The sequence below is a fragment of the Eikenella sp. NML120348 genome (assembly GCF_001648435.1).
In the GTDB taxonomy this organism is placed as follows: Bacteria; Pseudomonadota; Gammaproteobacteria; order Burkholderiales; family Neisseriaceae; genus Eikenella; species Eikenella exigua.
Genome location: NZ_LXSP01000001.1, coordinates 120208 through 145362 on the forward strand (window position 1 = coordinate 120208; position 25155 = coordinate 145362).

Sequence of the window (25155 nt, forward strand, 5' to 3'; positions counted from 1 at the left end):
AAGCCGCAGGCAGCAAATAGCCATCGCGGTATTAGTTTAAATTAACCATACATCAATCAGCACGGCGGGGTGGCAGAGTGTTTATGCTGCGTGGGGTGCAACCCTCGCATAGGCCGGTTAAAATCCGCGCCCCCGCCTCCAATCATCCAGGCTGCCAGCCGCAGCCCGGCCCGAGTGGTGGAATTGGTAGACACAACGGACTTAAAATCCGTCGCTCCTTAATACGAGCGTACCGGTTCGATTCCGGTCTCGGGCACCACAAACCGCTTTTCAGCGGTTCTTTTATTTTGTCTAATTAATATCTGCTTAAGTATATATTGCTAAGTCCTTCACTTCATACAGAGTTAATTTGTCTTGCTATAGTTCTGTGTTGTCTGCGGCTGGCAACCTTGTACGAGTAATATGGCAAGGTAAGCCGACGTGGTACTGGTTTAAAGTTAATTTGCTTAAGTTGTGTATTTGACAAGTATGCGGGTGGGTCCTTCTCATTTTTCTGCAGAAGTTTTGTCAACAAAACCGCCGGCCTGATTATTTCAGGCCGGCGGTTGCTTAATAATGTGCGCTATATTACTGCTCGTTTTTGGCTGCCCATTCGGCAGGAGTGGCGGCTATGGAGATGGAAAGGGCGTGCAGTTCGTTGCTGGCCAGCCGGTCGGCGAGGCCATCTTTGATCAGGCGGTGACGGGCAAGGCGGGGTTTGCCTTCAAAATCGGTAGACACGATGGCAGCGAAAAAATGATGGCCGTCGCCTTCCACTTGAATCATTTCGGCGTTGATGATTTCGCCAATCATGGCTTGGACTTGTTCGGGAGTGAGCATGTGGGATTCCTTTTGATTTCTTAAGAGGTTTGTGTGAGGGGCGTATTCTACCGTAAACCGTTGTGGTGCGCTTTGTTTGTGTTGGGTAGTTTCAGGTAGCCTATATCGGGTAATGGGCTACCTGAAACTTTAATACGGTTTGAAGAACAGCCTGCTCGGGCAGCGATTTGGCTAATGCTGCACCCTATTGCGTTTTCACTTCGTTGAAGTTCAAGCTTCAGGTAGCCTCTGCGGCAGGTTGCAAAATATACAGGCTTACCGTTTCGCGGCTGCGGGCAGCGGCGAGTGGGTTGGCAGCATCGCGGCTTTTGGGGTGCTGCGGACAGGTGTCGAGGCGTTGGCTGACGGTGAGGTCGGCGGCGGCGATACGTTCGGCCAGTTCATTCGGTCGGCGCAGGCCGAGGTGTTCGGCAAGGTCGGACATGATAAGCCAGATTTGCCCGCCGGGATTGAGGTGGGCGGGGGCTTGCTGCAAAAAGGCTTGCAGCATGGCGCTGCCGGGGTCGTAGAGGGCGGTTTCAATATCGGCGGCGGGTTTGGCGGGCAGCCAGGGCGGGTTGCAAACGATCAGGTCGGCGCAGCCTTCGGGGAAAAGATCGGTTTGCAGCAGCTTGATTTGGGACAGGCCGAGGCGTTGGAAATTGGCGCTAGCACAGGCGACGGCGCGCGGGCTGTTGTCGGTGGCGGTAATCGCTTGGAGACCGCGCCGGGCGAGCAGGGCGGCAATCACGCCGCTGCCGGTGCCGATATCGAAGGCGCTCTGGGCGCTGGGCGGTAGGGGTGCGTCGGCGATCATGCTGAGATATTCGCCGCGCAAGGGGGAGAATACGCCGAACGGCACATGGATGCGCGCACCAAGCGCGGCGATTTCCACGCCTTTTTTGTGCCATTGGTGTGCTCCGATGAAGCCGAGCAGCAGGTTGAGTGGCAGCAGGAATGGCTCGCTGTTTGGTTCGCCGAACACGTCGGCCAGGGTGGCGGATACATCGGGAGTGCGCCGCAGGTTCAGCTGATAGCCAGCATCGATTTCTACCAGCAGCATGTTGGCCAGCCGGCTGCGTTGCGCCTGCTGCATGCGGTGAGTATGAAAATCGGGCGAGGCGGCGGCGGGAAGCTGGCGTTTCACGGCGGAGAGCAGCTGCACGGCCTGATGATAATCGCCGCGCCAAAGCAGGGCTTGGCTTTGGCGGAGGCTTTTGAGCGCGGCTTTGGCAGAAAGGCCTGCTTCAGCTACGGTGAGCGCGGTAGGCGGCTTCTGCGCGGCGGTGTTGCGCCATTTGGCTTGACGGGTCTGGCCTTGTTCTTGCCAGGTGAAGATATGGGGCATAGTGGGTTCGCTTGGTTTGGGTTTCAGGTAGCCTTTGTGCAAGGAAGAGGCTACCTGAAATTTTACTAATGTATTTTCAGCTTTCTACCAGCCTCACACCTACTCTGCCAAGCCATCCAGCAACTTCTGATGGATCCCGCCGAAGCCGCCGTTGCTCATCACGAGGATGTGGTCTCCGCTTCGGGCGTTGCTCAGGATGCTTTGCACGAAGGCGTCGAAATCGTTGCCGGTATGCAGTTTGCCGCCGAGCGGGGCGAGGGTGGCGGCCACATCCCATTCCACGCCGCCGCCGTAGCAGAACACCTGGTCGGCTTCGGCCAGGCTTTCGGGCAGGGCGGCTTTCATACTGCCGAGCTTCATGGTGTTGGAGCGCGGTTCGAGCACGGCGATGATGCGCGCGCCGCCCACTTTCTGCCGCAGGCCGGCCACGGTGGTGGCAATGGCGGTGGGGTGGTGGGCAAAGTCGTCATACACGGTGATGCCGCGCACGCAGCCTTTCACTTCCATGCGCCGCTTCACGTTTTGGAATTGCGAAAGCGCTTCGCAGGCTACCTGAATACTCACGCCGGCGTGGCGGGCGGCGGCGATTACGGCCAGTGCGTTGAGGCGGTTGTGTTCGCCCAACAGCGGCCAGGCGATATGGCCGACAATTCGGCCGTGGTGCAGCACATCGAATGCGCCATTCTCGTCCGGCTCGCCGGCCTGCCAGCCTTCTGCGCTGCCGAAGCTTTCCACCGGCGTCCAGCAGCCTTGCGCCAACACGGCTTGCAGGCTTTCTTCGCGGCCGTTACACACAATCAGGCCTTGGCCGGGAATGGTACGCACGAGGTGGTGGAACTGGGTTTGGATGGCGGCGAGGTTGGGGAAAATGTCGGCGTGGTCGTATTCGAGGTTGTTCAGAATGGCGGTACGCGGGCGGTAGTGTACAAATTTGCTGCGCTTGTCGAAGAAGGCGGTGTCGTATTCGTCGGCTTCGATCACGAAAAACGGCGAGCGGCTGGCCGGATCGGCTTTGGGCGCCTGCGGCAGGCGGGCGGAAATGCCGAAGTTTTGCGGAATACCGCCGATAAGGAAGCCTGGAGCCAGCCCGGCATATTCCAACACCCAGGCCAGCATGGAGGCAGTGGTGGTTTTGCCGTGCGTGCCGGCCACGCCGAGCACCCAGCAGCCGTGTAGCACGTTTTCGGCCAGCCATTGCGGGCCGGACACATAAGGCAGGCCGCGATTCAAAATGGCCTCAATCACCGGCATGCCGCGCTTGGCCACATTGCCGACCACATACACATCGGCAGGAAATTCGCTCAGTTGTTCCGCATCAAATCCTTCGTGTACGGCAATGCCTAAATCAGCCAGCTGCGTGCTCATCGGCGGATACATTTTGGCGTCGCAGCCGCTCACTTTGAAGCCCGCTTCTTGCGCGATGGCGGCCAGCCCGCCCATAAATGTGCCGCCGATGCCGATAATGTGGATGTGTTGCATAGCCGAAAGCCTTATCTGGAAATGGAAAGGCGGAATTATAGCGGATTGGCGCGGCGGCGGGCATGGCGATTCCTGCTATGCCGCAGATTAGGCTTTCAGGTAGCCTTACCGTACAGCAGGCTACCTGAAAGTGATGTTTGAGCAGAATTCAGCATGGTTTCATCCAGCCTGTTTCAGAATAAACCCGTTGATTTGACAATAAAACCGCTAAAATTTAGAATCGCGCCGTTTTGAATTGGGAAGCCGGGATAACGATGAGCAAACGTGTATTGGTGGTGTCGTATTCGCAGAGCGGGCAGCTGGCGTGCCTGAAAGAGAGTTTTCTGCGCGATATACGCGGCGCGGCAGGAATTGAAGTGGACGACGTGGTACTGCGGCCGGCGCAGCCGTTTGCTTTTCCCTGGCGCTTCCTGCCGTTTTTCGATGCCTTCCCCGAAACCGTACATTTGCAACCCGCCCCCATCGAGCCGCCTGTTTTGGCACACGAGCGGTATGACTTGGTTGTGATTGCCTACAGCGTGTGGTTTTTGTCGCCCGCCCAGCCGATTACAGCGTTTCTGCAAAGCGAAACCGCACGGCGGGTGTTGCGCGATACACCGGTGATCACATTGATTGGCTGTCGCAATATGTGGCTGATGGCGCAGGAGAAAATGAAACGTTTGCTGGCCGATACGGGCACACGGCTAGTGGGCAATGTGGTGAAAATCGACCAATGCGGCAGCGCGGCCAGCTTCATCACCACGCCGCTGTGGATGTTTACCGGCAAGCGGCAAGCCGTGCATTGGCTGCCGCCTGCGGGCATCAGCGAAGCAGAAATCGCCGATGCGGCGCGTTTCGGGCAGCGCACCGCCGAAGCTTTGCAGCACGATGAAACATTAGACGAAACGCTGCTGCAACACATGGGCGCGGTGAAGATAAACGAAAAACTGATGGTCAGCGAGCGCGTGGGGCACCGCAGCTTTTTGATGTGGGGCAGACTGGTGATGGCCGCCGGGCACGTATCGCCGCTCTTGAGGCGGCTGGTATTGTGCGTGTATATCGTGTTTCTGCTGGGGATGATTCTCACCGTGGTGCCGATCGGCGCGCTGCTTAAAACCTTGCTTGCCCCACTGCGCCGTGAACAGATGCGGCGGGAACGGGAATATTATGCTGCGCCGTCGGGGGAATGATGAGGAAAGGCTACCTGAATAATCAGATAGCCTTTTGTTTTAATGTGCATAAATGGTTGTGAGCTACTAAGCATAGATCGGATTTCTGAATCAGACATCTCTGACATTGCGGCCATAATAGCAGTAGGCGAGGGCATCCCAAGTTTTGTCGGATACGGGTATCCGCTCTGCTTCGCTTTCAGGTAGCCTCACGTTAAAACTGCTTTTCCAATTCTACAAATACTTGCCGGCTTTTACGTTCTGCCCACACATGGCTGCTGCGGATGCGCTGCCAAGAGAAATTCAACTTCGGGGTTAGGCCTAGGATGGTCCAGTTTCTGTGCCACAGTGAAGCAGAGTATTGGATCTCGCGGTCGCGGCGTTGTTCGGGCGGGAAGCCTTGCGGAGTGATGTTTAGCGCGGTGCCGCGGAAAAGGCGTTCGGCGAAGGAGACGTTAAGCCGGGTGGAGAGGCCGCCTAGAGCATCCCAATCGTGAATCCAGCCTGCGCCGATGCCGTGGCGGTGGTAGGCGGCATTGTTCGGTTTGCTGCGCAGGGTGGACTGTTCTGGCAGCATCTGGTTGAAATTCAGCCCGGCATACAGCGTGTTGCGCGATGTGGCGCGCCAGGCCAGGGAAATGCTTTCCCCCAAATACCAGCCGTTATACATTTCTGCTTTTTCGCTCATTCGGTAATACTGGCGATAGGCATCCAATGCGGTATGAAGCTGCCAGCGCGGGGTGAGCAGGTGGTTGTATTCCGTGCGCAGTCCGGAAGCGTGCGCCCACATGTACATTTTCAGCGTGTGGTTGTTTTGTGGTTTGCGGTTTTCCCAGTTGTCTGTGCCGCTAAGCTGGAATTGGTAAAACGGCATCACCAACAGCCGCTGCCGCGCATCTTGCCAGAGCCAGCCCGTGCCCAAGCGGCCGTAGGCGCTGTCGTAGGCCGACTTGTTGCTCCAGTAATAATTGGTGCCGCTCACATCTAGCTGCACGCGCAGGTTGTGATGCCCGGCCAATGCCTGGTTTTTTGCCAAGCCCAGGCTGTAGGCTATGCCCACTGCATCTTCTGCGCGCTCTCGGCTGCAGCCGAACGGGCTGCAATGCGGCAGCGCCGCGTTGTTCACATTGTTATCAAATGAAGGGGAAAGCCCACCGCTCCACTGCCATTGCTGCTGTTTGGTGATATGGTTCAGATAATGTTGCACATTATTCTGCACCTCCGCCGGCACTTCCGGCTTGTTCTGCACTGTTTCAAATAGCTGCGCCGATTCGTGCCATTGCTTATCTTCTGCCAGCATCGCCGCCAAATCCAGGCGGATGCGTACATCCTGCGGCTCTTCTGCCACCAATTCCCGGTAAATTTGCACCGCGCGCGCGTAATCGCCCGTATATTTTGCCTGCATGCCTTGCGCACGACGCAGCAACACTGTGTCTGGCTGCGGTATTTGCGCATACAGCGAAGTCAAATCCGCCAGCAATTCCGGCTGTGGTGGGCTGTTTAACACCTGCACTAACATATGCGCCAATAATTGTGGCCGTGCTAGCAAATCCTGCTGTGTGAGCACTGGCGCAGCTTGCTGCCCATCTGTTACTGCAGGCGTTTGCACATTATTTTCCAACTGCCGCAGCCATTGCTGCTGCCCTGTTTGTAAAAAACGTTTCTGATCCTGTTCTGGTGTGGTGTCTCCCCAGCTGTGTTGCGCAACACACAACGTAGAAATAATCAGAAACACACTCGTTTTCATCTGCATATATACAAATAGTCTCTTGAAAATAATGAGAATATGATAGATAGGGTTTCGTTAAGTTTGGACATTTCATGCAAACAAAACAGTTTCCTTATCTACAAAAATGAGATATATTACCATTATTTTTAACGAAGGCAGGACTTACTTAAGTAACTATGAAACACCTAATTTTATCTTTGTCTGTGGCTGCTGCGTTGGCAGGGTGTGCGGGTAACGGCGGGGTAACCATTCCCGATGGCACTGCACCTGTGCCTCCGCTCATGCCGGCTGATCCCAGCAAAATTCTCGGCCCGGCGACCAGTGGCGATACCCCTACCGTTTTCCAAACAGGCAGCGGCCAACTGCGTTATGTGTCGTGGAATCAGATGATGTTTGGTCAATCTTTCCCGACCGACAAGTTCATCTATCGCGCACCTGATGGTAAAGATTACGCTTTTGATGGGTTTACCAACCCGCCAAACTTTTCAGGCCGTTTTGTTCCCAACAAAACACAACCTACCAAAATTACCCCTCAATCCACCCCGGAAGGCAATAAATTATTAGTTTGCTGCGAAGGCTTCGATTCCAACCTGCCCGCCGGCTATTTGACTGCCACTCGCTACGGTGTTTGGATCGGCAATGGGCAAATCGATATGTTTGCCGGCGGTATTGCCGCGCCAGTGGCTGATATGCAGAAGCGCAACGGTGCTACTACGCCTACTGGTAAAGCCACTTATGAAGTATGGGCATTCCGTGTGAAAGATGGCTCGGTAACGGCTTCCACATACAATCCAGTAGACGCAAGCAAACGTTCCTTGCTGACTGTTAACTTCAACACCGGCAAAGTGGGCGGCACCATCAAAGGCAATGCGGATTTCGGCGCGGATATTAATTTCCGCGATGTTACTCTCAGTGGCAATACTTTCAGCGGCAGCGTTACCTCCGGTGGCGTTGATGGGCAAGTAAGTGGCGGCCTGTTCGGCAAAAAAGGATATTATGGGCCGGCGGGTACCGAAATTGGTGGGAAAATCACTTTCGGTAGCAACCAAAGCCTCAACAGCGTATTCGGCGGTTCAGTACCACAGCGCAGTTACCGTGATGAAAACTCCACTTCAAATGATTTAACCCCGCTTACTCCTTAATTTAATTTTCAGGTAGCCTTTTGCAGGGTATGTGTCAATTTGGCGCACACCCTGCAATATATTTGGCTAATTAATGAAATTGTTTTTCAGGTAGCCTTTATTATTTCAAACTTTTTAATAGAATCATGAAAACACATATCCATCAACACCGACCAAGTATTTTATTCTTGGCTTTGTGTAGCATCTTTTCCGCCCCGGTTTGGGCATCAGGCGAAACTGAGGACACCAGTTCTGCCCAATTGGAAACCATTGAAATCCAAGGCCGCAAACATACGCCGCGCCAGCTGGGACGTGAACGTATCCGACGGGAGCAGCTGGATAAAGAAATGGTGCAGGATATCCGCGATATGGTGCGTTATGACCCCGGTATCAGTGTGGCCGAAGGCGGCCGGGCCGGCTCCAACGGTTTCAGTATCCGGGGTGTGGATAAAGACCGTGTGGCCATTGTGGTGGACGGTCTTGATCAAGGCGAAAGCCGCTCTTCCTCTGCCTTCCAGGAGCTGTTTGGTGCATACGGCAATTTCAATGCCAACCGCAACGCCGCTGAGCTGGAGCACATGAGCGAAGTAACCATCAGCAAAGGCGCGGATTCCATCACGGCCGGCAGCGGTGCTTTGGGTGGTGCGGTGATTTACCGTACCAAGTCGCCGCGCGATTATGTGGATGAAGACAAGCCTTATTATGTTGGGATGAAAACCGGTTATCTGAGCCGCTCCGAACAATGGTTGGCCAGCATTACTGCTGCCGGTCGACTGGGCAAGTTTGACGCTTTGGTGGTTGGTACCGTGCGCAACGGACATGAAACTAAAAACCACAGCGAAGCCAAAGATGTAAATCTCAGCTTCAACAATAACTACCAATTCGGCAACACAAAATATAGCGGCGTGGCGCGCGGCATTCCCGACCCACAAAACACCGAAGACCATTCCGATTTATTCCGCCTCGGTTACCACTTCAACGACAGCAACTATCTGAGCGGCATTTACGAAACTACACGACAAGATCGGGAAACAGATGAATTATCTAATCTTTTTGGCGCTTATGACAGCACTAGCTACCGCTACCGCCGCGATGTTGCCTACCGCCGCCGCGTTGGCCTAGAATATGAAAACCTACTGGACTGGGGGCCGTGGAATAAGCTGACCGTAAGCCTCGACCGGCAAAAAATCCGCATGACCACCATGACTTGGGATATTCCCACTCAAGATTACATCCGCCGAATGGGACGCAGTGCCGAAAACTACTTTATCCGCCGTAGTCTGAATTACGAAACTAACCAATTCAAAGTGGCTGCCGAAAAACATCTCGATTTTGGCAAAAATGTATTGTGGGATACGGCATATGGCGTGGGTGGATCTCACAAACGCAATACTAACAGTAACACCAGTTATTGGACTTTCGTTTTCTATCCCGATCGTCTGGCTTCCGACCGCGATGAAAAAGAATTTTTGGTCAGCACCCAATCCAATAACTACAATCTTTATTGGAACAACACTCTGCGCTTTAACGAACGCTTCAAGCTGAATCTCGGTGTGCGCTACGACCACACCAAAATGCACACTTTGGATACGGAAAGCTTCAACCCCGATGTAAAAGGCCAGCTCGAAGCCAAGGGTATTTGGAACCAACAAGCGCGCTTCAGCTCGCCCAGTTATGTGGCTGCACTGGATTGGAATATCAGTCCGTCTGTAACCTTGCAGAGTAAATACAGCACCGGTTTCCGCGCGCCCACCACCGATGAAATGTGGTTCTACTTTCCCAACACCTTGTTTTATGTTGAGCCCAATCCGAATCTGAAAGCGGAACGCTCCAAAAACGTTGAGCTGGGCATAGATGTGCATGGCAATTGGGGGCATGTACGCCTTTCTGGCTACCGCACCCGTTACACCGATTTCATCGATTTTGTACATCGTGGTTACAGAGAGGTTATGACTTGGAACTATACCAACAAAACCTTGAGCAACCGAGAATATGCCGACGTTTACCAAAACGTAAACCGTTCCCAAGCCGAAATTAAAGGTTTGGAGCTGAAAGCACGCTGGAATCTCGACAGCATCGGCCTGCCTGCCGGCATGTATACTACGTTGGCCGCCAATTACACCAAAGGCGAAGCTGACGGACGTATTCCGATTAACGCTATCCAGCCGTTTAACGGTGTTATCGGTTTCGGCTACCAGCAGCCCGACAACCGTTGGGGTGTGGATTTGAATATCAGCTATTTCGCGCGCAAAAAACCAGAAGACACTATCGCCTCCTATGACGATACTGGCCGCACTTTCCCTTTTGTCCGCCACAGCAGCAACATCTGGCTGGCCGATCTGACTGCGAATTACCAGTTCAGAAAACACATTACTATACGTGGCGGCATCTACAACCTGTTTAACCGCCGCTACTATACCTGGGAAACCCTGCGCAGCATCCGCGAATTCGGCACCGTAAACCGTGTGAACAACCAAACCCATGCCGGTATCGAACGCTTCAGCGCCCCGGGCCGCAATTTCAGCCTTGTTATTGAAGCTAAGTTTTAAATCCTTGCCGATGGCAGAAACTCCGCTTCCTTGCGGAAGCTTCGTTTTAATTGCGTTGAAGCTTACACTTTCAGGTAGTCGCTCAGGTAGTCGCTGCACTTCTTGGGAGGTTACCTGGAATTACGTTGGCTACACACTTTAAAAAAGGAAAACAAACCATGCAAGATATCCCTTTCAAGCAATACCTGAAAGAAAACTGCCGCACCACCCACGACAGCGTGGACGAGCTGGTGATGTCGGTGAAGCCTTTCGACAACACCGAAAACTACATCCGCTTCCTGCAGCTGCAAGCCGTGTTCCATAAAATTGTGGACGACATCTACAAAAGCCCGCAGCTCAACGAAAAAATCACCGGCTTGGCCGAGCTTGCTCGCTATGATGATGTGATCCTCGACCTACAAGACCTGAACGCTGCCGAAAAAGCCGTTTCCCTGCCCATTCCCAAGCCAGAAGGCGCAGAAGCATTGGGCTGGCTTTATTGTGCTGAAGGCTCCAATGTGGGCGCCGCCTTCTTGTTTAAAGATGCGCAAAACAACCTTGGCTACAACGCCGAACACGGTGCCCGTCACCTCGGCCCCCACGCCGACGGCCGGGGCAGACACTGGCGCCGCTTCGCCGAGCAGTTGAACAACCTAGACATTTCCAATAGCGAACGCGAACAAGCCCTGCAAGGCGCACTCACCGCCTTTGCCTTCTACAAAAAACTGCTGCGCGAAATCTTCGCGTTGCCCGAAGCCGCGTAAGGATTGCCAGCTGTATCCGGCATAACAAAAAGCTACCTGAAATCTTAGCTTCGCAGGAACTTCGCTGCGCTGCGTTTTCAGGTGGCTTTTTTGGTGATACTGTATATAGCTGAAGCACTTATTTCTTGATACAAGGTGAGCCAACGCCGTATGAAGGAATAAGTGCTTCAGATATTGGGTCAAACTGCAAATATTATCGTATGTTGGCTCGTGTAAGCTGTACATAGCTACCGCGGTTTTGCACGTTGGTGTAGCCCATGCTTTCGAGCACTTGTTTGGCGGCTTCGGCACGGCGGCCGCTGCGGCAGTAGAGGTTGATGGGGGTGTTTTTATTGGGAACGTGGGCGGCAATCTGTTGGCCGATTTGGTCGTGCGGAATGTTTTTGGCGTTTTCCAGATGGCCTGCGGCATATTCCTCGGGCGTGCGCACGTCGATCCACACGGCTTCTTGGCGGGCGGGGGCGTGGCGCGGCTGGCTCTGTTGTTGGGCAGGCTTGCGGCTGTGCTGGCCGTGGGCGGAAGCGGCAACGGGCAGGGCGGTCAACAGGGCGATGGCGGCTAGAGAGAGGGTTTTCTTCATGAGGTACCTTTCTTGATGGCGGGGGAGTTTTTCAGGTAGCCTGTTATTCATTAAAGGCTACCTGAAAACCGGTTTAGGCTTCGCGGGCGTCTTCCACGGCTTCGAGGGCGCGCAGGGAGTAGGTGTAGGCGGCACCGGCGTTGAGGGAAATGGCGGTGGCGAGCGCACCGGCCACTTCGCTCTCGGTGGCACCGGCTTTCACAGCGGCTTGGGCGTGTACGGAAATGCAGCTTTCGCAGCGGGTGGTAACGGCCACGGCCAGGGCGATGAGTTCGCGGGTTTTGGCATCCAGCGCTTCGGCTGCGGCAGCGCTTTCGAGGGCGGCATAGCCGGCTAGCATTTTGGGGTGGTCTTTGCCGAGTTTGGTAAAGGATTGTTTAACGTGGGTAGCGTGTTTTTTCCAATCTAAAAACATGATGTTATCCTTAGCAATAAACTCAAATGAAATTTGAACGGATAGCTTTTATCGAAACTGTCTGATGTGGTGCATGATGGCATAAGTTTTAGAGTAAGAATTGACTGATCGTCTCATTCTTTTGACTGCGTGCTATAGCTGAAACAATTATTTTTTCCTACAAGGCGACGAGCCATGAACGGTAAAAGTACGGCAAGGCGAGCCAACGCTGTATGAAGGAATAAGTGTTTTAGCGATATATTTCCGCCATCGGCCAATAAGGAGAATGAAAATGGATGTGTTAGACAAATTAATTTATCTGGCATGGCTGCGTGGTCGGATTGATGTGTGCTGCCGGCTGGGCGGTGGATTTCACTTGGTACACGAAACCGAGCCGGAAACAGCGCGGCTGCATTGGGTGGTGTCGGGCAGCGGCTGGCTGCGGGTAGGTGACGGGCAAGTAGTGGCTTTGCATACGGGCGATGCGGTACTGCTTCCCTATGATACGGCACACAGTATTACCGACAGTTTGGAGGGTTTGGCGCAACCAGCGGGCAAGCCGCAGCTTCACGGAAACGGAGTGTTGGCAGTGAAAGACTGCGGCGGCAACCGCTTGCAACTGTTGTGCGGCCAATACCGCTATACGCGCCATGCAGCGCTGTGGCTGGGTATGCCGGAATACCTGCTTTTACCGCTACCGGAAATGCGGCAAACGGCATCGATGATGCTGGATGAGGCGGAAAGGCTGCGCTATGGTAGCGGTACGGTGGTGAACGCGCTCTCGCAGGTGATGCTGGTGGCCGTGCTGCGACGCTATCGGCAGCAGAGCAGTGCCCCATCTTTTTTGTCGCAGCTGGAAGACCCACGTCTAAGCGGGCTGTTGCAGGCGGTGTTGCTAGCGCCGCAGGATGAGTGGCCAATTGCACGGATGGCGGAAATGGCGAAACTTTCGCGGGCACAGCTGATGCGTTTGTTTAAATCGGTAACCGGGGTGAGTCCGCACCGCTTTGTGCTGTCTATCCGCTTGCAGCAGGCGGCAGTGCAGCTGGCGGCAAGTGCGGATACGATTTTGCGCATTGCGTTGGAAAACGGCTTTGTGTCGGAATCGCATTTCAACCGCGCGTTTAAACAGTATTTCGGGCAAACACCGAAGCAATACCGCGTACAGCAGCTGGAAGAGGCAGAGAAGGCTGTGGCTTGAGAATAGTGAGAATAGTGTTTTAATTAATGAAGGCTACCTGAAAACATGCGCTGTGTTCGCTGTGCTTTCAGGTAGCCTTTAGTTGCATATGGCGGTATATCTGGTTTTACTTATTCCAGATAAAAGGCTACCTGAAACTTTTAGCTTCGCAGAAATTTCCTGCGCTACGTTTTCAGGTGGCCTTTGTTTACTTTCTAAACTGTTCTTTATATTACTGTTTTCTGAAGTCTTTCAAAGTGCCGTCCATGTTGAAATCGATAGAGTATTTGGCACGCGGGGTTTCGATGGTGGAAGTAATCCAGCGGCGGGTTTGGTCCGGCACCCACAGTTGGAAGCTGGTGAAAGTCAGCTCGGTTTCGGTGGCTTCCACTTCCTTGGCTTTCTCGTTCCAAGTTTTGGCGATGGCGGCCACGGTGGCAAACTTGATGTCGTTCAGGGGGGTAACGTTGTCTTTCATGTCGCCGCCGCCGGAAATCTGCACCGGTTGCGGTTCGCTCCACTTGCCGTCTTCATAGGTGTAGTGGTCGATATTATCCGGTTTTTCCGGGTCTTGGATGTCGATTTCAATGCGCGGACGGTTGCTGCCATAGAATTGAACGTTTTGAAATACATTCAATTCCTTGCCGGAAAACTGCGGCAGGGCTTTGAGGGAATCTTCCGCTGCCTGCAAAGCTTGGGCATTGCTCAGGAAGTTATCCATAGAAGCTGCTTCCTGCTGGCTGCCGCTCTCAGCCTGCTGGCTGCCCTCCTGGCTTTGCGAAGCTTGTTGCTGTTGCACGGGGGCTTGTTCATCGCCGCCTTTGCCACCACAGGCGGAAAGGCCGAGTACGGCAGATACACACAACAACCAAAGTGCTTGTTTAGATTTCATAAAGTCATTCCTTCTTCAATATTGGTTGGATAAGTCAGCATTGCTGCTGGGCGGTATTGTAAAGAAAATTGCTGTGTTTTTCAAAATCGTAGCCGATAAGACACGGTATCCACCCAAAATTTGGTTGTTAGATGTTGGCTCGCACAATATAAGGATTGATGCATTTATAAGGCCTCGTTTTTGGCGTATTTCTTCACAATGCGTTTTCGGATGCTGTCTATTTTCGATGTATCTGCGCACTCTGTTTGCTTGTTTTAAACTACACTTTAAAAGACGAGGAGTTTGTAAATATCATAGGCTATCTGCAACCGAATCTATCTTTTTCAGGTAGCCTTTTTCCTGTCTACTAAAACCACAGGCTGATCAAAGCCAAAATAGGCAGCCCGCCTTGCTTGAACAGAATGCTTTTGTTGGGGGGCGCACCGCAGGCGGTAACGGTGATGCAGTTGAGCAGCAAAACGGCGGCGAATTCTTTCGGCTGGGAGGCAAACAGGATGGCGTAGACGAGCATGAGGGCAGTGCAGCCGTTGTAGATGCCTTGGTTACGCATCACACGTTGAAGCGTGATTTTGAATACGCGGGTGGTGGGGGGGGAAGTAGTGGCGAAAGTTTCGAGATACATGATGTAGCCGAACAGAGTGGCGGTGAGTAAAGCGAGGATTTGCGAGAGGGTAGACATATTTTACTTTTTTATTCGTTAGTTATGGTGTGTATGAGTTATTGGGAGATTTAGTTTTGGAGCTGGTTAGAATAGAACAGATTCAAGCAGCAGGCCGCTGCCGAAGAGTAGGTTGACGGCCAAGGTGAAACGTACGATGTGTGGCAGTTCCCGCCCGGCGGCGGCAGGGTTGGTGGCGGTTTGCAGGCGGTGCAGGTGAGTGGCGGCCAACGGCAGTGCGGTTAACCAGAAGAGGCCGCTAGGAATTTGCGGGGCGAGGGCAGCGTAGCAGATGAGGGCGGCGGTGAGGAGGAGGCGGTGCAGGGTTTTGCTGCGTTCAAAGCCCAGCCGAGTGGCGGGGGTGGTTTTGCCGGATTGGCGGTCGCTTTCGATGTCGCGCATATTGTTGATGTGCAGCACGGCTGCGGCGAGCAGGCCACAGCCGGCGGCGGGCAGCCAGCCTTCGGGCGGGCAGCTGCCTTGTTGCAGGTAGGCGCTGCCTTGCACGCCGAGCAGGCCGAAAAATAGGAATACGCTGATTTCGCCCAGCCCGTGGTAGCCGTAGGCATGGCGGCCGAGGGTGTAGGTGAGGGCGGCGGCGAGGGCGAGGCTGCCTAAGAGCAGGAAGGCGAGCCATTGCTGCGGGTGGCGCAAGCTGAGGGCGATGAGCGTGCTGCCGAGGAGCAGGGCGGCCAATACGCTGGCGGCGAGGAGACGGCGGATGTGTGGGAGAGGTATTTGGCCGCTAGTGGTGAGGCGTTCTGGCGCATCGGGGGCGCGGTGGCGGTCGGTACCGCGTATGCCGTCGCCGTAATCGTTGGCAATATTGGAAACGATTTGCAGAGCCAGCGCGGTGAGCAGGTTGAGCAGGAACACGCTGCCGCGCCAGCTTGCGGGGCTGCTGTGCCAAGCAATGGCGTTGCCGCAGCAAACAGCGGCAAGGGCCAGCGGCAGAGTGCGCGGACGAATGAGGCGGAATAGGACGTGCATGGCGGGAGTGGCTTGGAGGCTACCTGAAAAATTCAATTGGCAGTTTCAGGTAGCCTGATACGGAAAACGGGCATGATAACCGATTCTGCGCTATCGGGCTGGGGCTTGCGCTTTTTGCTTGTGTTGGGTCAAGCGGGAGAGTGAACAAATTGTCGGGCAGCTTCAAGCGTTTTCGGCTAAAATACGCAGTTTGGTTTCGGCACGGCTTGCTGTGTTGCCACCCTGTTTTAACTTTGCTGAAGCTCCGCTTTTCAGGTAGCCCGTATCGGCCAAACCGATGCTTTTGCCTACCATCACGACCGCTTACTTTTTTGCCAAAATATGAACAATATCCGCAATTTCTCCATCATCGCCCATATTGACCACGGTAAATCCACGCTCGCCGACCGCTTCATCCAACACTGCGGCGGCTTGGAAAACCGCGAAATGAGTTCGCAGGTTTTGGACAGCATGGACATCGAAAAAGAGCGCGGCATCACGATTAAGGCGCAAACCGCCGCGCTGAACTATAAAGCCCGCAATGGCGAAACTTATCTTTTGAATCTGATTGATACCCCCGGGCACGTCGATTTCTCCTATGAAGTGTCCCGCTCGCTTTCTGCCTGCGAAGGCGCGCTGTTGGTGGTGGACGCGTCGCAGGGCGTGGAAGCGCAAACCGTGGCCAACTGCTACACCGCGATTGATTTGGGCGTGGAAGTCGTGCCGGTGCTGAACAAAATCGACCTGCCCGCCGCCGACCCCGACCGCGTGGCGCAGGAAATTGAAGATATCGTTGGCATCGACGCGGTGGGCGCGGTAACCTGCTCGGCCAAATCCGGGCTGGGCGTGGAAGACGTGCTGGAAGAAATCGTAGCCAAAATCCCCGCGCCGGAAGGCGACGAAAACGCGCCGCTGCAAGCCGTGATTATCGATTCGTGGTTCGACAACTATGTCGGTGTGGTAATGCTGATTCGCGTGAAAAACGGCCGTCTGAAACTGAAAGATAAAGTGCGCTTTATGTCCACCAAAGCCGAAAGCCAAGTGGAGCAGCTTGGCGTGTTTACGCCGAAATCGGTGAACAGACAAGAGCTTAAAGCGGGCGAAGTAGGCTTTTTGATTACCGGCGTGAAAGAGCTCGGCCAAGCCAAAGTGGGCGATACGGTAACGCTGGTGCAAAATCCCGCTGCTGAGCCGCTGCCTGGCTTCAAAGAAGTGCAAAGCCAGGTATTTGCCGGCCTCTATCCGGTGGAAAGCCACGACTACGAAGCCCTGCGCGATGCGCTGGAAAAACTGCAACTCAACGACGCTTCATTAAAATTCGAGCCGGAAGTGTCTCAAGCGCTCGGTTTCGGCTTCCGCTGCGGCTTCCTCGGCCTCTTGCACTTGGAAATTGTGCAGGAACGCCTGGAGCGCGAGTTCGATATGGACTTGATTACCACCGCGCCTACCGTGGTGTATGAAGTGATTTTGAAGACTGGCGAGCATATCGAAGTGGAAAATCCTTCTAAACTGCCGGATTTGGCCACGGTGGAATCCATTTTGGAGCCGATTATCACCGCCACCATTCTGGTGCCGCAGGAATATGTGGGTAATGTGATGACGTTGTGTAACCAGAAGCGTGGCGTGCAAATCAATATGCAGTATCTCGGCCGCCAGGTGATGCTCACTTATGATTTGCCGATGAACGAAGTGGTGATGGACTTTTTCGACAAGCTCAAATCCACCTCGCGCGGCTATGCCTCGCTGGACTACCATTTCAAAGAGTTCCGTGCCGCCAATTTGGTGAAACTAGATATTATGGTGAATGGCGACAAAGTAGATGCGCTCAGCCTGATTGTGCACCGCCAAAATGCCATACACCGAGGCCGAGAGCTGGCAGCAAAAATGCGCGAACTGATTCCGCGCCAAATGTTTGACATCGCCGTGCAGGCTGCTATCGGCAGCCAGATTATCGCTCGCGAAAACGTGAAGGCGCTGCGCAAAAACGTATTGGCGAAATGCTACGGCGGCGACATCACGCGTAAGAAAAAACTGCTGGAAAAACAAAAGGCCGGTAAGAAACGCATGAAGCAGGTGGGTAATGTGGAAATCCCGCAGAGCGCATTTTTGGCGATTTTGCAGGTGGGGGATAAGTAGCCACATTCAGGCTACCTGAAAAACGAGAGCCTGAATGAAAGGAAGCCTGATAATGAAAAACATTTTTTGATACTGGCGATTTATATGGCTTCCTCCGCCTATGCCACGCCCAACCTGCAGATGGAAAAGCCGACGCTATCCGAAAACCTTGCCGTTTCTGCCGCGCCGGAAGCGTTGGAACAATTCCGCCAATTCTGCCCGCAAGGCACACCGGTGCTGTTTTTGAATGAATACGATCCTCAGCAGCAATATTTTCAGGTAGCCTGCCGCCAGGGGCAGATGGTGAAACCGCCTATGGCTTTGGTGTGGGGCTGGGCAGATAGCACGCCAGATACAGATAATTTAGCTGCAGACCACCGCAGCCGTGTTTTGGCTTTGAGGGCTGCAGTTGAGGTGATGCGGTGTTTCCGGCAGCTATGACTTCCGTTTTCAGGAATCAGCCGTTAAGAACGAGCGATTTAGAGCCGGTGAGGCGCAAAAAATTAGTGGTAGAGTCGGTTTCGGCTATGGCCTCAGTTTTATCGAAGGTGTAACCATCAGCGGCAGGAAGCTATGAACAAAGATTTTAGGCGGGCTGCCAGTTTTCAGGTAGCCTAAAGCTTATCAAACTCATTTCAATACAGGAAATATAAAAGTGGAACAATCCAACACAATCCTTTATGCCGCTATAGCTGCTCTGGTGGCCGGTATCGTGCTGTTTGCCGTGAGCAGGAAAACGCGGCAAGAAAACAGTGAATGGAGCAGCGGCCTGCAATGGGGCTACCTCCTGATGATGGTAGGCTCGTTCGGCCTGCTGGCCAAGCTGATGAGCCTCACGGCAGTGCTGCTGCTGCTGGTGCTGTTTACCGGCGCGGTATGGCTGTGGGCGCGTGCGGCACGTAAGCAGCGCAGGCAACAAACTGGTTATGCCGAAGCAGAGCAAGACGACAACCATTTCCGCGATTATATGGGCAGCTTCTTCCCGCTGATTTTGGTGGTGTTTGTGCTGCGCACTTTTGTGGCCGAGCCGTTTCAGATTCCCTCCAGCTCGATGCGGCCGGGGCTGGTGAAGGGCGACTTTGTGCTGGTGAACAAGTTTAGCTACGGCATCCGCGTGCCGGTGTTGAATAATGTGCTGATTCCGGTGGGTCAGGTACAGCGTGGCGATGTGGTGGTGTTTAATTATCCGGTGGAGCCGGATACCAACTACATCAAACGCATTGTCGGCCTGCCGGGTGATGTGGTGGAGTATCGCAATAAGGTGCTGACGGTAAACGGCAAAACTGAGCAGGATAATTTGGTGGGCGGCTACCAATATCCAGATGATTACAAGCCGGATCGGATTCTAGAAGCCACCCGCTTTTCCACTGATTGGGAAGGCCGCCATTTCGATGTGCTGAAAAATGAAAATGTGCCCACGGTTTCCATCCCCTTCTTGGCTGAATCCGCTAATGATTTTGCTGCAAACGGCTACCAAAGCGGCTTGCGCGAAAACTGCGAATACGAGGCAGACGGCAGCGGCTTTAAATGCACCGTGCCGGCAGGCAAGTATTTCGCCATGGGCGACAACCGCGACAGCAGCGCCGATTCGCGCTACTGGGGCTTTGTGGACGACAAGCTGATTGTGGGCAAAGCGTTTTTCGTGTGGATGAACGTGGGCGACACTTCGCGCATCGGCAACACTATCCGCTGATAGGAAAGACAAACCGGCCGGCTGGCCGGTTTTTGCTATTTATGTAAAAGGCTAACTGAAAGTTTCAGGTAGCCTTTATCCTAGTTGTAAATCAGAGGGATATGGTGCCTTGCTTCACTCCTGGTGGTGACTATTTGGATTGATCCGGCTGGAGCCAGCGGAAGGCGCGGCGCAGTTCGGTGGTGCCGTTGGTTTCGTAGTAGCGGCCGTGGGAGAGGATGATTTTGTCGGGCTGCCAGGCGAGTATTTGTGCCAGGCTCTCGCGAGCGGCGGCGCGGTTGCGGAAGGTGGCGCGCCAGTCGGGCGGGGTTTTGCCGTCGGGCTCGGCGATGCCGACCCATTTCATTACCTGCGCCCAGAAGCGGCTGGGGAATTTGTTGGGCTCGAAGTTTTCGATGAGGTCGGTGAGGATCAGGGTGCGGCTGGCGCGGTGGAAGAATACGGTTTCAGTCATGACCGAGCTACCGAGGAAGGGGAGCTGGGCAATGTCGTCTGCCCATTGGGCTGGGGCGCTGGGGCCCAAATCGGCATCAAAGGATACAGCAATGCGCTGGGCAGTGGCGCGTTCGCGTACGCCGAGGCTGGCCCAGGCGGTGGCTTGGGGGTAGTGTTTTTGCCAAGCGGGGATGTGGGCGTAGTGGATGCGGTTGGGCGAGACGAGGTGGCGCACTTCCCCCAGCGCGTTGATTTGGGATAACAGTTCTGGGTTTGGTTCGATGGGGGAGTGGCACCAGAGGCCGCCATCGGCGAGGCGGATAACCGTCATGCGGGTGCTGAAAGGGATACTCAGGCCGAGCGGAAAGGCCATGCGCACAATGCCGCCATCGGCAATCCAAATATTGTTGCCGAAGGGTTTGAGAGTGTGGAGCGGGCGGTAGAGGTGGATGGGGGCGCTCATACGGTTTCCTTGCTGGCGCTAAGCGGCGCTCGCTTCGTTGAAGCCGCTGCTTTCAGGTAGCCTGTTGGCACATTGAGGCTACCTGAAAGCAATTATTGCAAGCTTCTGTGAAGTTGAAACTATCGGCTTATCTGCCTGCTCTATTCCGCCCAAACCACGGTTTCGGCGGCATCGCGGCGTGGTTTGGGCTGAATATCGCGGGCGCGGTAGCCGAAGGTGGCGGCCACGGACACGCCGTATTCGGTGGGGTCGAGCAGCCCGGCTTGGGCGAGGATGTGTTCCACGGCGGTGTAGTCCATGCCTTCCACGGCGCAGGAATCGATGCCGAGCATGGCGGCGCCGGTGAGCATATTGGCCAGGGCGATGTAGCTTTGCTTGCTTGCCCAGTCAAACAGGGCGCGTTCGTCGTCGGCGATGGCGATATCGTGGATTTGGAAGCTGCGGTAGCGCTCAAGGGCGGCGGCGCGCTGCTCGGGGGTGAAGCCGCGCCGGTTCATCAGCTCGCTGAAAAAGGGGCTGTCGTAGCGGGCGTGTTTTTTCGCCAGCAGGATCACTAGGTGGCTGGCTTCGGCAATGGCGCCTTGCATCCCCCAGGCCACAGGCTTGATTTTTTCGCGCAGCTCGTGGTTTTGGATCACCAGAAACTTCCACGGTTCGGAGCCGACGGAGCTGGGCGAGAGTCGGCCGAAATCGAGGATGGCGGCGAAATCTTCGGCGCTGATTTTGCGCTCGGGGTCGTAGTAGCGGGTGGAAACGCGGCGGCGGAAAATATCGAGGGCTTGCTGGCGGGTGAGGATCATGATGATTTCTTTCTATGGCGTTGCATGTTTATCGAAGGGATGATTGGTTTGGGCGGCGCAGAAGCTTGCGCGGTGTATGTTTCAGGTAGCCTATTCGTTTTCTTGATAACGGTGTTCGGGCATGCCGATTTGGCGGCTGACGGGGTTGTTTGCCAGATGGAAGAAGCCGTCTTCGATTTCGTAGAGCGGGTGGTTCCAAAAGGCGTGGTCGGCAGCGGCATCGGGGTCGGTTTGAGCGAGCCAGCTTTGCAGTTGTGCGGCTAGGGCTGCGCCTTGATTAAAGTTGTAGCCTTGGGCGAAATCGGCTTTGAGCAGGAATACGGCCGACATCAGCCGGCAATAAGTTTGCACAAACAAGGCCAGGCTGCTGTTAACCAATACCCATTCCTGCTTCCAAGCGTTTTCGGCGCGCGGCGAATACAGCCACACCGCATCATCTGCAGCCACCACGAAATAGCTGCCGCCATAGCCGTATTTGCCGAAGCAGCGGGCTTCGCCGCGCGGGGTTTGGATGGCGATGGTTTCATCGGGGAGGCGGACGAAGTGGAAACGGGCGGGCGGATAGTCGGCCAGATAGGCGATGCCATCTTTGAAAACAGCATCGAGGCTGGCCGGCTCTCCAATACTATAGGCGGCGGGGCGGAGGATGGGGATACGGTCGGCAGCGAGGGCGCGGGCTAGGTTCATGGCGGTATTGGGGTTTGGCGTTGTCGATGGGCAGGCTACCTGAAAGCCAAGTTAAAACTAAGGTTTGGATCGATTATGGCTGGATGTGTTGTACTTTCAGGTAGCTTGTTTCAGCAAGGCTACCCGAAAATTTTGCTATGGATTTAACTGCAGTGAAGTTTTGCAGAAACTCAGCTTCAGCTGAGCCGAAACTTCGCTTTCAGGTAGCCTTTTGTAGCTGAAATCGGCCTACAGTGCGGGCAGCCATTGGCTGAGGGTGTAAATCAGCAGGCCGACTAGGCCACCGACCAAGGTGCCGTTGATGCGGATAAACTGCAAATCGCGGCCGATGGAAAGCTCGAGTTTGTCGCTCATTTGGCGGCTGTCCCAGCTTTTCACTTTGTCGGCGATAAATTCGGCGGCGGCGTGGCGGTGGCGGCGCACCAGGCTGCGGGCGAGCAGGGCGAGGCGGACGTTGAGGCGGCGCAGCTGCTGCGGGGTGGCGGCGTGTTGTTGCAGCAGGTAGGTGAGCAGGCTGTTCAGCCGGCGTGCAGCGGCGGAATCGGGGCGTTGGGCATCGGCGGTAAGGCGGGTGGTGAGGCTTTGCCACAGTTGGGCGATTTGCTGTTGCAGCTCGGGAGAGTCGGCCAGGCGGCGTTTGGCCAGGGCGAGTTTGCGCTGCCAGGCTTCTGATGTGGCGAGCTCTTGGGCGAGGGCGCGGTATTGGCGGCGGAAGGCGGTGCGCAGCTCGTGCTGCGGGCTGGTGAGGGCGGCTTCGAGGTAGTTGTCGGCCCAGTCGAGGGCTTTTTGTGCCACCCAGCTGTCGATTTGGCCAACGAGGCGGCCGCGCAGCTGGGCTTTGAGTTTGTCCCAGGTGTCGGGCTGGCTGGTTTCGATTTTTTCCGCCCAGGCGCGGAGGTTTTCTTCGAGCAAAACGCGGGTGTTTGGCTGTTTGATCCAATGGCGGATTTGGCCGAGCAGGGCGGTTTGCAGGCTTTCAGGTAGCCCTTGCTGATCGAGCAGGAGCAGGGCTTGGGAGAGGGCGGTGCCGAGTTGTTTGCCGTTACCGTGTGTGGTTAAAAAGGCGGCGCCGAGGCGGGCGGCTTCTGGCGGCGGGATGGTTTGCAGGGCGGCGGGGATTTGGCGCGCGAGGGCGGGCAGCCATTCTTGGCGGGTGCTGCTGCGGGCCAGCCAGCGGCGCAGTTTTTCGGCGATGCGCAGGCGGTAGATGCGGATGGTGATGGGGCGCTCGGGCAGGAAGTTGGTTTCGATGAAGCGGCCGAGCTCGTCGGCAATGCGGTTTTGGTTGCGTGGCAGGATGGCGGTGTGGGGGATTTTGAGGCCGAGTGGGTGGCGGAAGAGGGCGGTTACGGCAAACCAGTCGGCCAGCGCGCCGACGGTGGCGGCTTCGGCGAAGGCTTTCAGGTAGCCCAGCGCGGGGTGGCGCTGCACAAACAGCGCGGAAACGATAAACAGCAATACGGCAGCCAGCAGCAGACCGCCGGCCTGGCGGCGGCTGCGTTGCAGCCTGGCGCGGGCGGCGGCTTCTTGGGCGTGGCCGGACAGGATGTTCATGGCTATAGGGCGCGCTCGGAATAGAGCGGTACTTTGCTCTCGGCCGACAGGCGTTCGATATAGGCTTGCAGCTTGGCGGGGAAGAGGATGCCTTTCACAAGGGTGAGGTTGCGCAACACGGGGAAAATGATGATGTCTTCCATGCCGGGGGCGCTACCGTTGAGATAAGGCTGCTCGCCCAACAGTGCGGCCAGCTCGGGCAGGGCGATATGGATGCGCTCGAGATAGGTGTTGGTTTCGGCCAGGTTTTGCTCGAAACTGCCGATGTTTTGCTCTTTTTTCTGCACGAAGTAGGCAATGGCTTCGGCGGTGGCGAATTCGGGCAGTGGCGGCTCGAGTCGCACTTCGCGCGGCATCACCAGATGGTTGTAGAATTTGTTTACTTGGTCAAACCAAGCCTGCACAGCGGGGCGGATGGTTTCATCCAATCGGGCTTGGCCGGCGAGCTCGTCTACATAGCGCACGATATCGAGGCTCTCGCCCATGTGGCTGCCGTCGGGCTTTTGCAGGATGGGCACTTGTTTGGCGCCGATCAGTCCGATGGGCGTGGCTTCGTCGTCGTTCAGTAAAACGATTTCTTCCACCGGCACGTTGCGCAGGCCGAAAATCATGCGGGCGCGCACGCAGAAGGGGCAGTGGTCGTAGAGATAGAGCTTCATAATAGTTTCCTTGACAGGGATTGATTGCAAGCAGGGAGATTGTAGCACGGAGGCAGAAGGCTACCTGAAAGTATCGCGGATTAAAAAGGAGCTAACGCTGTAGCATTCTTAAATTTTATTCACTATGTCTGCCTGCCAAAGCCGTTGGTCTAGCAGCGCCGGGCGAATGTTCAGCGGCGCGGTTTGCTGTTAAAATCCGCTTTCTGTAACGAAACGGCAAAGCATCATGAGTATCGCCAACAATAAAAAAGCCTTTCACGATTATTTTATCGAAGACCAGCTCGAGGCCGGATTGGTGCTCGACGGCTGGGAAGTGAAAGCCGTGCGCGCCGGTCGCGTGCAGCTGAAAGAAAGCTATATCCACTGGAAAAAAGACGCGTTTTACCTGGTGGGCTGCCACATCACCGCGCTGCCCACCGCCTCCACCCACGTTAAGCCCGATCCGGTGCGCCAGCGCAAACTGTTGCTCAAGCAGAGCGAAATTAACAAGCTGATCGGCAAAGTAGAACGCAGCGGCTACACCCTCGTGCCGCTCAACCTGCACTATCGGCGCGGCTACATTAAAATGGACATCGGCCTGGCCAAAGGCAAAAAACAGCACGACAAACGCCAAAGCATGAAAGAAGCCGACTGGAAGCGCGAAAAACAGCGGCTGCTGAAAAACCGCTGAGTTGCTTGTGTGTCCGATTAAAGGCTACCTGAAAGCGCCATGCCGCCAAGTTTCAGGTAGCCCCACCTTCAGCAGGAGCCCCTTATGAAACAATCCTCCCTTGCCCTCCCCATCGTGTTGATTATTTTCGGCGCCGTTTGGTTCCTCAGCAGCACCGACATTTTGCCCACCACCGCCACGCTGCTGGCTCTCGCGCTGGTATTGGGCGGCCTTGCCCTGCTGCTGCTCGACGGCATCAACACCCAAAGTATCGTGCACGGCCCCATGCTGATGTATATCGGCGCCGCTATTTACCTGCGCAACCAAATGTTTATCAACACAGCCCCGCTGGCCGCGCTCGGCATGATGCTGCTTGGCGCACTCATGCTGCTCGCCCGTAGCGGCATCGTGCCGCAAAAATACGGCGCCCACGGCATCCCGCTGCGCCGCAAACGCCGCAACGGCGAACAGGAATAACATTAAAGGCTACCTGAAAAAGTTTTGGCCTGGCA

24 protein-coding genes and 2 tRNA genes are annotated in these 25155 nt (G+C 55.2%); 12 read left to right on the forward strand and 14 right to left on the reverse strand.

Features of this window, described 5'->3' with window-relative positions:
- Window positions 1-63 precede the first annotated feature (63 nt).
- Together A7P99_RS09900 and A7P99_RS00540 are read left to right on the forward strand one after the other, a co-directional pair.
- A tRNA-Cys gene (locus tag A7P99_RS09900) sits at window positions 64-141 on the forward strand.
- Window positions 142-168: 27 nt separating this feature from the next.
- Window positions 169-259, forward strand: a tRNA-Leu gene (locus A7P99_RS00540).
- 308 nt (window positions 260-567) lie between these two features.
- Here the strand turns inward: A7P99_RS00540 and A7P99_RS00545 are convergent.
- From A7P99_RS00545 to mpl, 3 genes are all read right to left on the reverse strand, one after another.
- Window positions 568-819 carry a BolA family protein gene (locus A7P99_RS00545; RefSeq protein WP_067446379.1) on the reverse strand — a complete coding sequence of 84 codons (252 nt, stop codon included), beginning with the start codon at window positions 817-819 and terminating at the stop codon, window positions 568-570.
- Window positions 820-1036: 217 nt separating this feature from the next.
- Entirely contained in the window at window positions 1037-2146 is a 1110-nt protein-coding gene (locus tag A7P99_RS00550) for a class I SAM-dependent methyltransferase (protein ID WP_067686463.1), read from the reverse strand.
- 99 nt (window positions 2147-2245) lie between these two features.
- Window positions 2246-3625: a UDP-N-acetylmuramate:L-alanyl-gamma-D-glutamyl-meso-diaminopimelate ligase gene (gene mpl, locus A7P99_RS00555; RefSeq protein ID WP_067446382.1), complete on the reverse strand. Its 1380-nt coding sequence runs from the start codon at window positions 3623-3625 to the stop codon at window positions 2246-2248.
- 254 nt (window positions 3626-3879) lie between these two features.
- On the opposite strand from mpl, the gene A7P99_RS00560 reads away from it, so the two are divergent.
- On the forward strand, window positions 3880-4794 hold the full coding sequence (locus A7P99_RS00560; protein WP_067686192.1) for a hypothetical protein: 915 nt from the start codon (window positions 3880-3882) through the stop codon (window positions 4792-4794).
- Between the two features lie 193 nt (window positions 4795-4987).
- Here A7P99_RS00560 and A7P99_RS00565 read toward each other — a convergent pair whose 3' ends face one another.
- Window positions 4988-6382, reverse strand: a complete 1395-nt coding sequence (locus tag A7P99_RS00565) for a porin family protein (RefSeq protein WP_231863691.1) — start codon at window positions 6380-6382, stop codon at window positions 4988-4990.
- 296 nt (window positions 6383-6678) lie between these two features.
- Here A7P99_RS00565 and A7P99_RS00570 point away from each other — a divergent pair, with 296 nt between their 5' ends.
- The 3 genes from A7P99_RS00570 to A7P99_RS00580 all read left to right on the forward strand — a co-directional run bounded on the left by A7P99_RS00570 (window position 6679) and on the right by A7P99_RS00580 (window position 10915).
- Window positions 6679-7644: a transferrin-binding protein-like solute binding protein gene (locus A7P99_RS00570; protein ID WP_067446391.1), complete on the forward strand. Its 966-nt coding sequence runs from the start codon at window positions 6679-6681 to the stop codon at window positions 7642-7644.
- A 239-nt stretch (window positions 7645-7883) separates the two neighbouring features.
- Window positions 7884-10172, forward strand: a complete 2289-nt coding sequence (locus A7P99_RS00575; protein ID WP_369799375.1) for a TonB-dependent hemoglobin/transferrin/lactoferrin family receptor — start codon at window positions 7884-7886, stop codon at window positions 10170-10172.
- 158 nt (window positions 10173-10330) lie between these two features.
- A complete protein-coding gene (locus tag A7P99_RS00580; protein WP_067527555.1) occupies window positions 10331-10915 on the forward strand; it encodes a biliverdin-producing heme oxygenase in 585 nt (194 codons plus the stop codon).
- A 193-nt stretch (window positions 10916-11108) separates the two neighbouring features.
- Here A7P99_RS00580 and A7P99_RS00585 read toward each other — a convergent pair whose 3' ends face one another.
- Complete coding sequence (locus A7P99_RS00585) at window positions 11109-11495, reverse strand: rhodanese-like domain-containing protein (protein ID WP_067446399.1); 387 nt, start codon at window positions 11493-11495, stop codon at window positions 11109-11111.
- A 73-nt stretch (window positions 11496-11568) separates the two neighbouring features.
- A complete protein-coding gene (locus tag A7P99_RS00590; protein WP_067438680.1) occupies window positions 11569-11910 on the reverse strand; it encodes a carboxymuconolactone decarboxylase family protein in 342 nt (113 codons plus the stop codon).
- A gap of 271 nt (window positions 11911-12181) precedes the next feature.
- Here A7P99_RS00590 and A7P99_RS00595 point away from each other — a divergent pair, with 271 nt between their 5' ends.
- Entirely contained in the window at window positions 12182-13090 is a 909-nt protein-coding gene (locus A7P99_RS00595) for an AraC family transcriptional regulator (protein ID WP_067446402.1), read from the forward strand.
- A gap of 211 nt (window positions 13091-13301) precedes the next feature.
- Here A7P99_RS00595 and A7P99_RS00600 read toward each other — a convergent pair whose 3' ends face one another.
- The 3 genes from A7P99_RS00600 to menA all read right to left on the reverse strand — a co-directional run bounded on the left by A7P99_RS00600 (window position 13302) and on the right by menA (window position 15609).
- Window positions 13302-13961, reverse strand: a complete 660-nt coding sequence (locus A7P99_RS00600; RefSeq protein ID WP_067686195.1) for a hypothetical protein — start codon at window positions 13959-13961, stop codon at window positions 13302-13304.
- Window positions 13962-14307: 346 nt separating this feature from the next.
- Window positions 14308-14640 carry a DUF1304 domain-containing protein gene (locus tag A7P99_RS00605; protein ID WP_067446408.1) on the reverse strand — a complete coding sequence of 111 codons (333 nt, stop codon included), beginning with the start codon at window positions 14638-14640 and terminating at the stop codon, window positions 14308-14310.
- A gap of 66 nt (window positions 14641-14706) precedes the next feature.
- A complete protein-coding gene (menA, locus tag A7P99_RS00610; protein WP_067527559.1) occupies window positions 14707-15609 on the reverse strand; it encodes a 1,4-dihydroxy-2-naphthoate octaprenyltransferase in 903 nt (300 codons plus the stop codon).
- A gap of 321 nt (window positions 15610-15930) precedes the next feature.
- Here menA and lepA point away from each other — a divergent pair, with 321 nt between their 5' ends.
- From lepA to lepB, 3 genes are all read left to right on the forward strand, one after another.
- A complete protein-coding gene (gene lepA, locus A7P99_RS00615) occupies window positions 15931-17724 on the forward strand; it encodes a translation elongation factor 4 (protein WP_067446414.1) in 1794 nt (597 codons plus the stop codon).
- An 84-nt stretch (window positions 17725-17808) separates the two neighbouring features.
- Complete coding sequence (locus tag A7P99_RS00620; RefSeq protein ID WP_067446417.1) at window positions 17809-18144, forward strand: hypothetical protein; 336 nt, start codon at window positions 17809-17811, stop codon at window positions 18142-18144.
- A gap of 214 nt (window positions 18145-18358) precedes the next feature.
- Window positions 18359-19396 carry a signal peptidase I gene (lepB, locus tag A7P99_RS00625; protein WP_082880632.1) on the forward strand — a complete coding sequence of 346 codons (1038 nt, stop codon included), beginning with the start codon at window positions 18359-18361 and terminating at the stop codon, window positions 19394-19396.
- A 130-nt stretch (window positions 19397-19526) separates the two neighbouring features.
- Here lepB and A7P99_RS00630 read toward each other — a convergent pair whose 3' ends face one another.
- From A7P99_RS00630 to A7P99_RS00650, 5 genes are all read right to left on the reverse strand, one after another.
- A complete protein-coding gene (locus A7P99_RS00630) occupies window positions 19527-20294 on the reverse strand; it encodes a DUF4336 domain-containing protein (protein WP_067446420.1) in 768 nt (255 codons plus the stop codon).
- Window positions 20295-20434: 140 nt separating this feature from the next.
- On the reverse strand, window positions 20435-21094 hold the full coding sequence (locus A7P99_RS00635) for an NAD(P)H-dependent oxidoreductase (RefSeq protein ID WP_067446423.1): 660 nt from the start codon (window positions 21092-21094) through the stop codon (window positions 20435-20437).
- A 90-nt stretch (window positions 21095-21184) separates the two neighbouring features.
- Window positions 21185-21781, reverse strand: coding sequence for an SUKH-4 family immunity protein (locus A7P99_RS00640; protein ID WP_067446426.1), 597 nt, complete (start codon window positions 21779-21781; stop codon window positions 21185-21187).
- Window positions 21782-22009: 228 nt separating this feature from the next.
- The gene (locus A7P99_RS00645) at window positions 22010-23335 is read right to left on the reverse strand and encodes a DUF445 domain-containing protein (RefSeq protein WP_067446429.1); all 1326 of its coding nucleotides are present in this window, start codon (window positions 23333-23335) and stop codon (window positions 22010-22012) included.
- Between the two features lie 2 nt (window positions 23336-23337).
- On the reverse strand, window positions 23338-23994 hold the full coding sequence (locus A7P99_RS00650; RefSeq protein ID WP_067446432.1) for a GrxB family glutaredoxin: 657 nt from the start codon (window positions 23992-23994) through the stop codon (window positions 23338-23340).
- Window positions 23995-24217: 223 nt separating this feature from the next.
- On the opposite strand from A7P99_RS00650, the gene smpB reads away from it, so the two are divergent.
- Both smpB and A7P99_RS00660 read left to right on the forward strand, forming a co-directional pair.
- Window positions 24218-24664, forward strand: a complete 447-nt coding sequence (gene smpB / locus A7P99_RS00655) for an SsrA-binding protein SmpB (RefSeq protein ID WP_255361181.1) — start codon at window positions 24218-24220, stop codon at window positions 24662-24664.
- An 84-nt stretch (window positions 24665-24748) separates the two neighbouring features.
- The gene (locus tag A7P99_RS00660) at window positions 24749-25120 is read left to right on the forward strand and encodes a hypothetical protein (protein WP_067527561.1); all 372 of its coding nucleotides are present in this window, start codon (window positions 24749-24751) and stop codon (window positions 25118-25120) included.
- The last annotated feature ends 35 nt before the right edge of the window (window positions 25121-25155 follow it).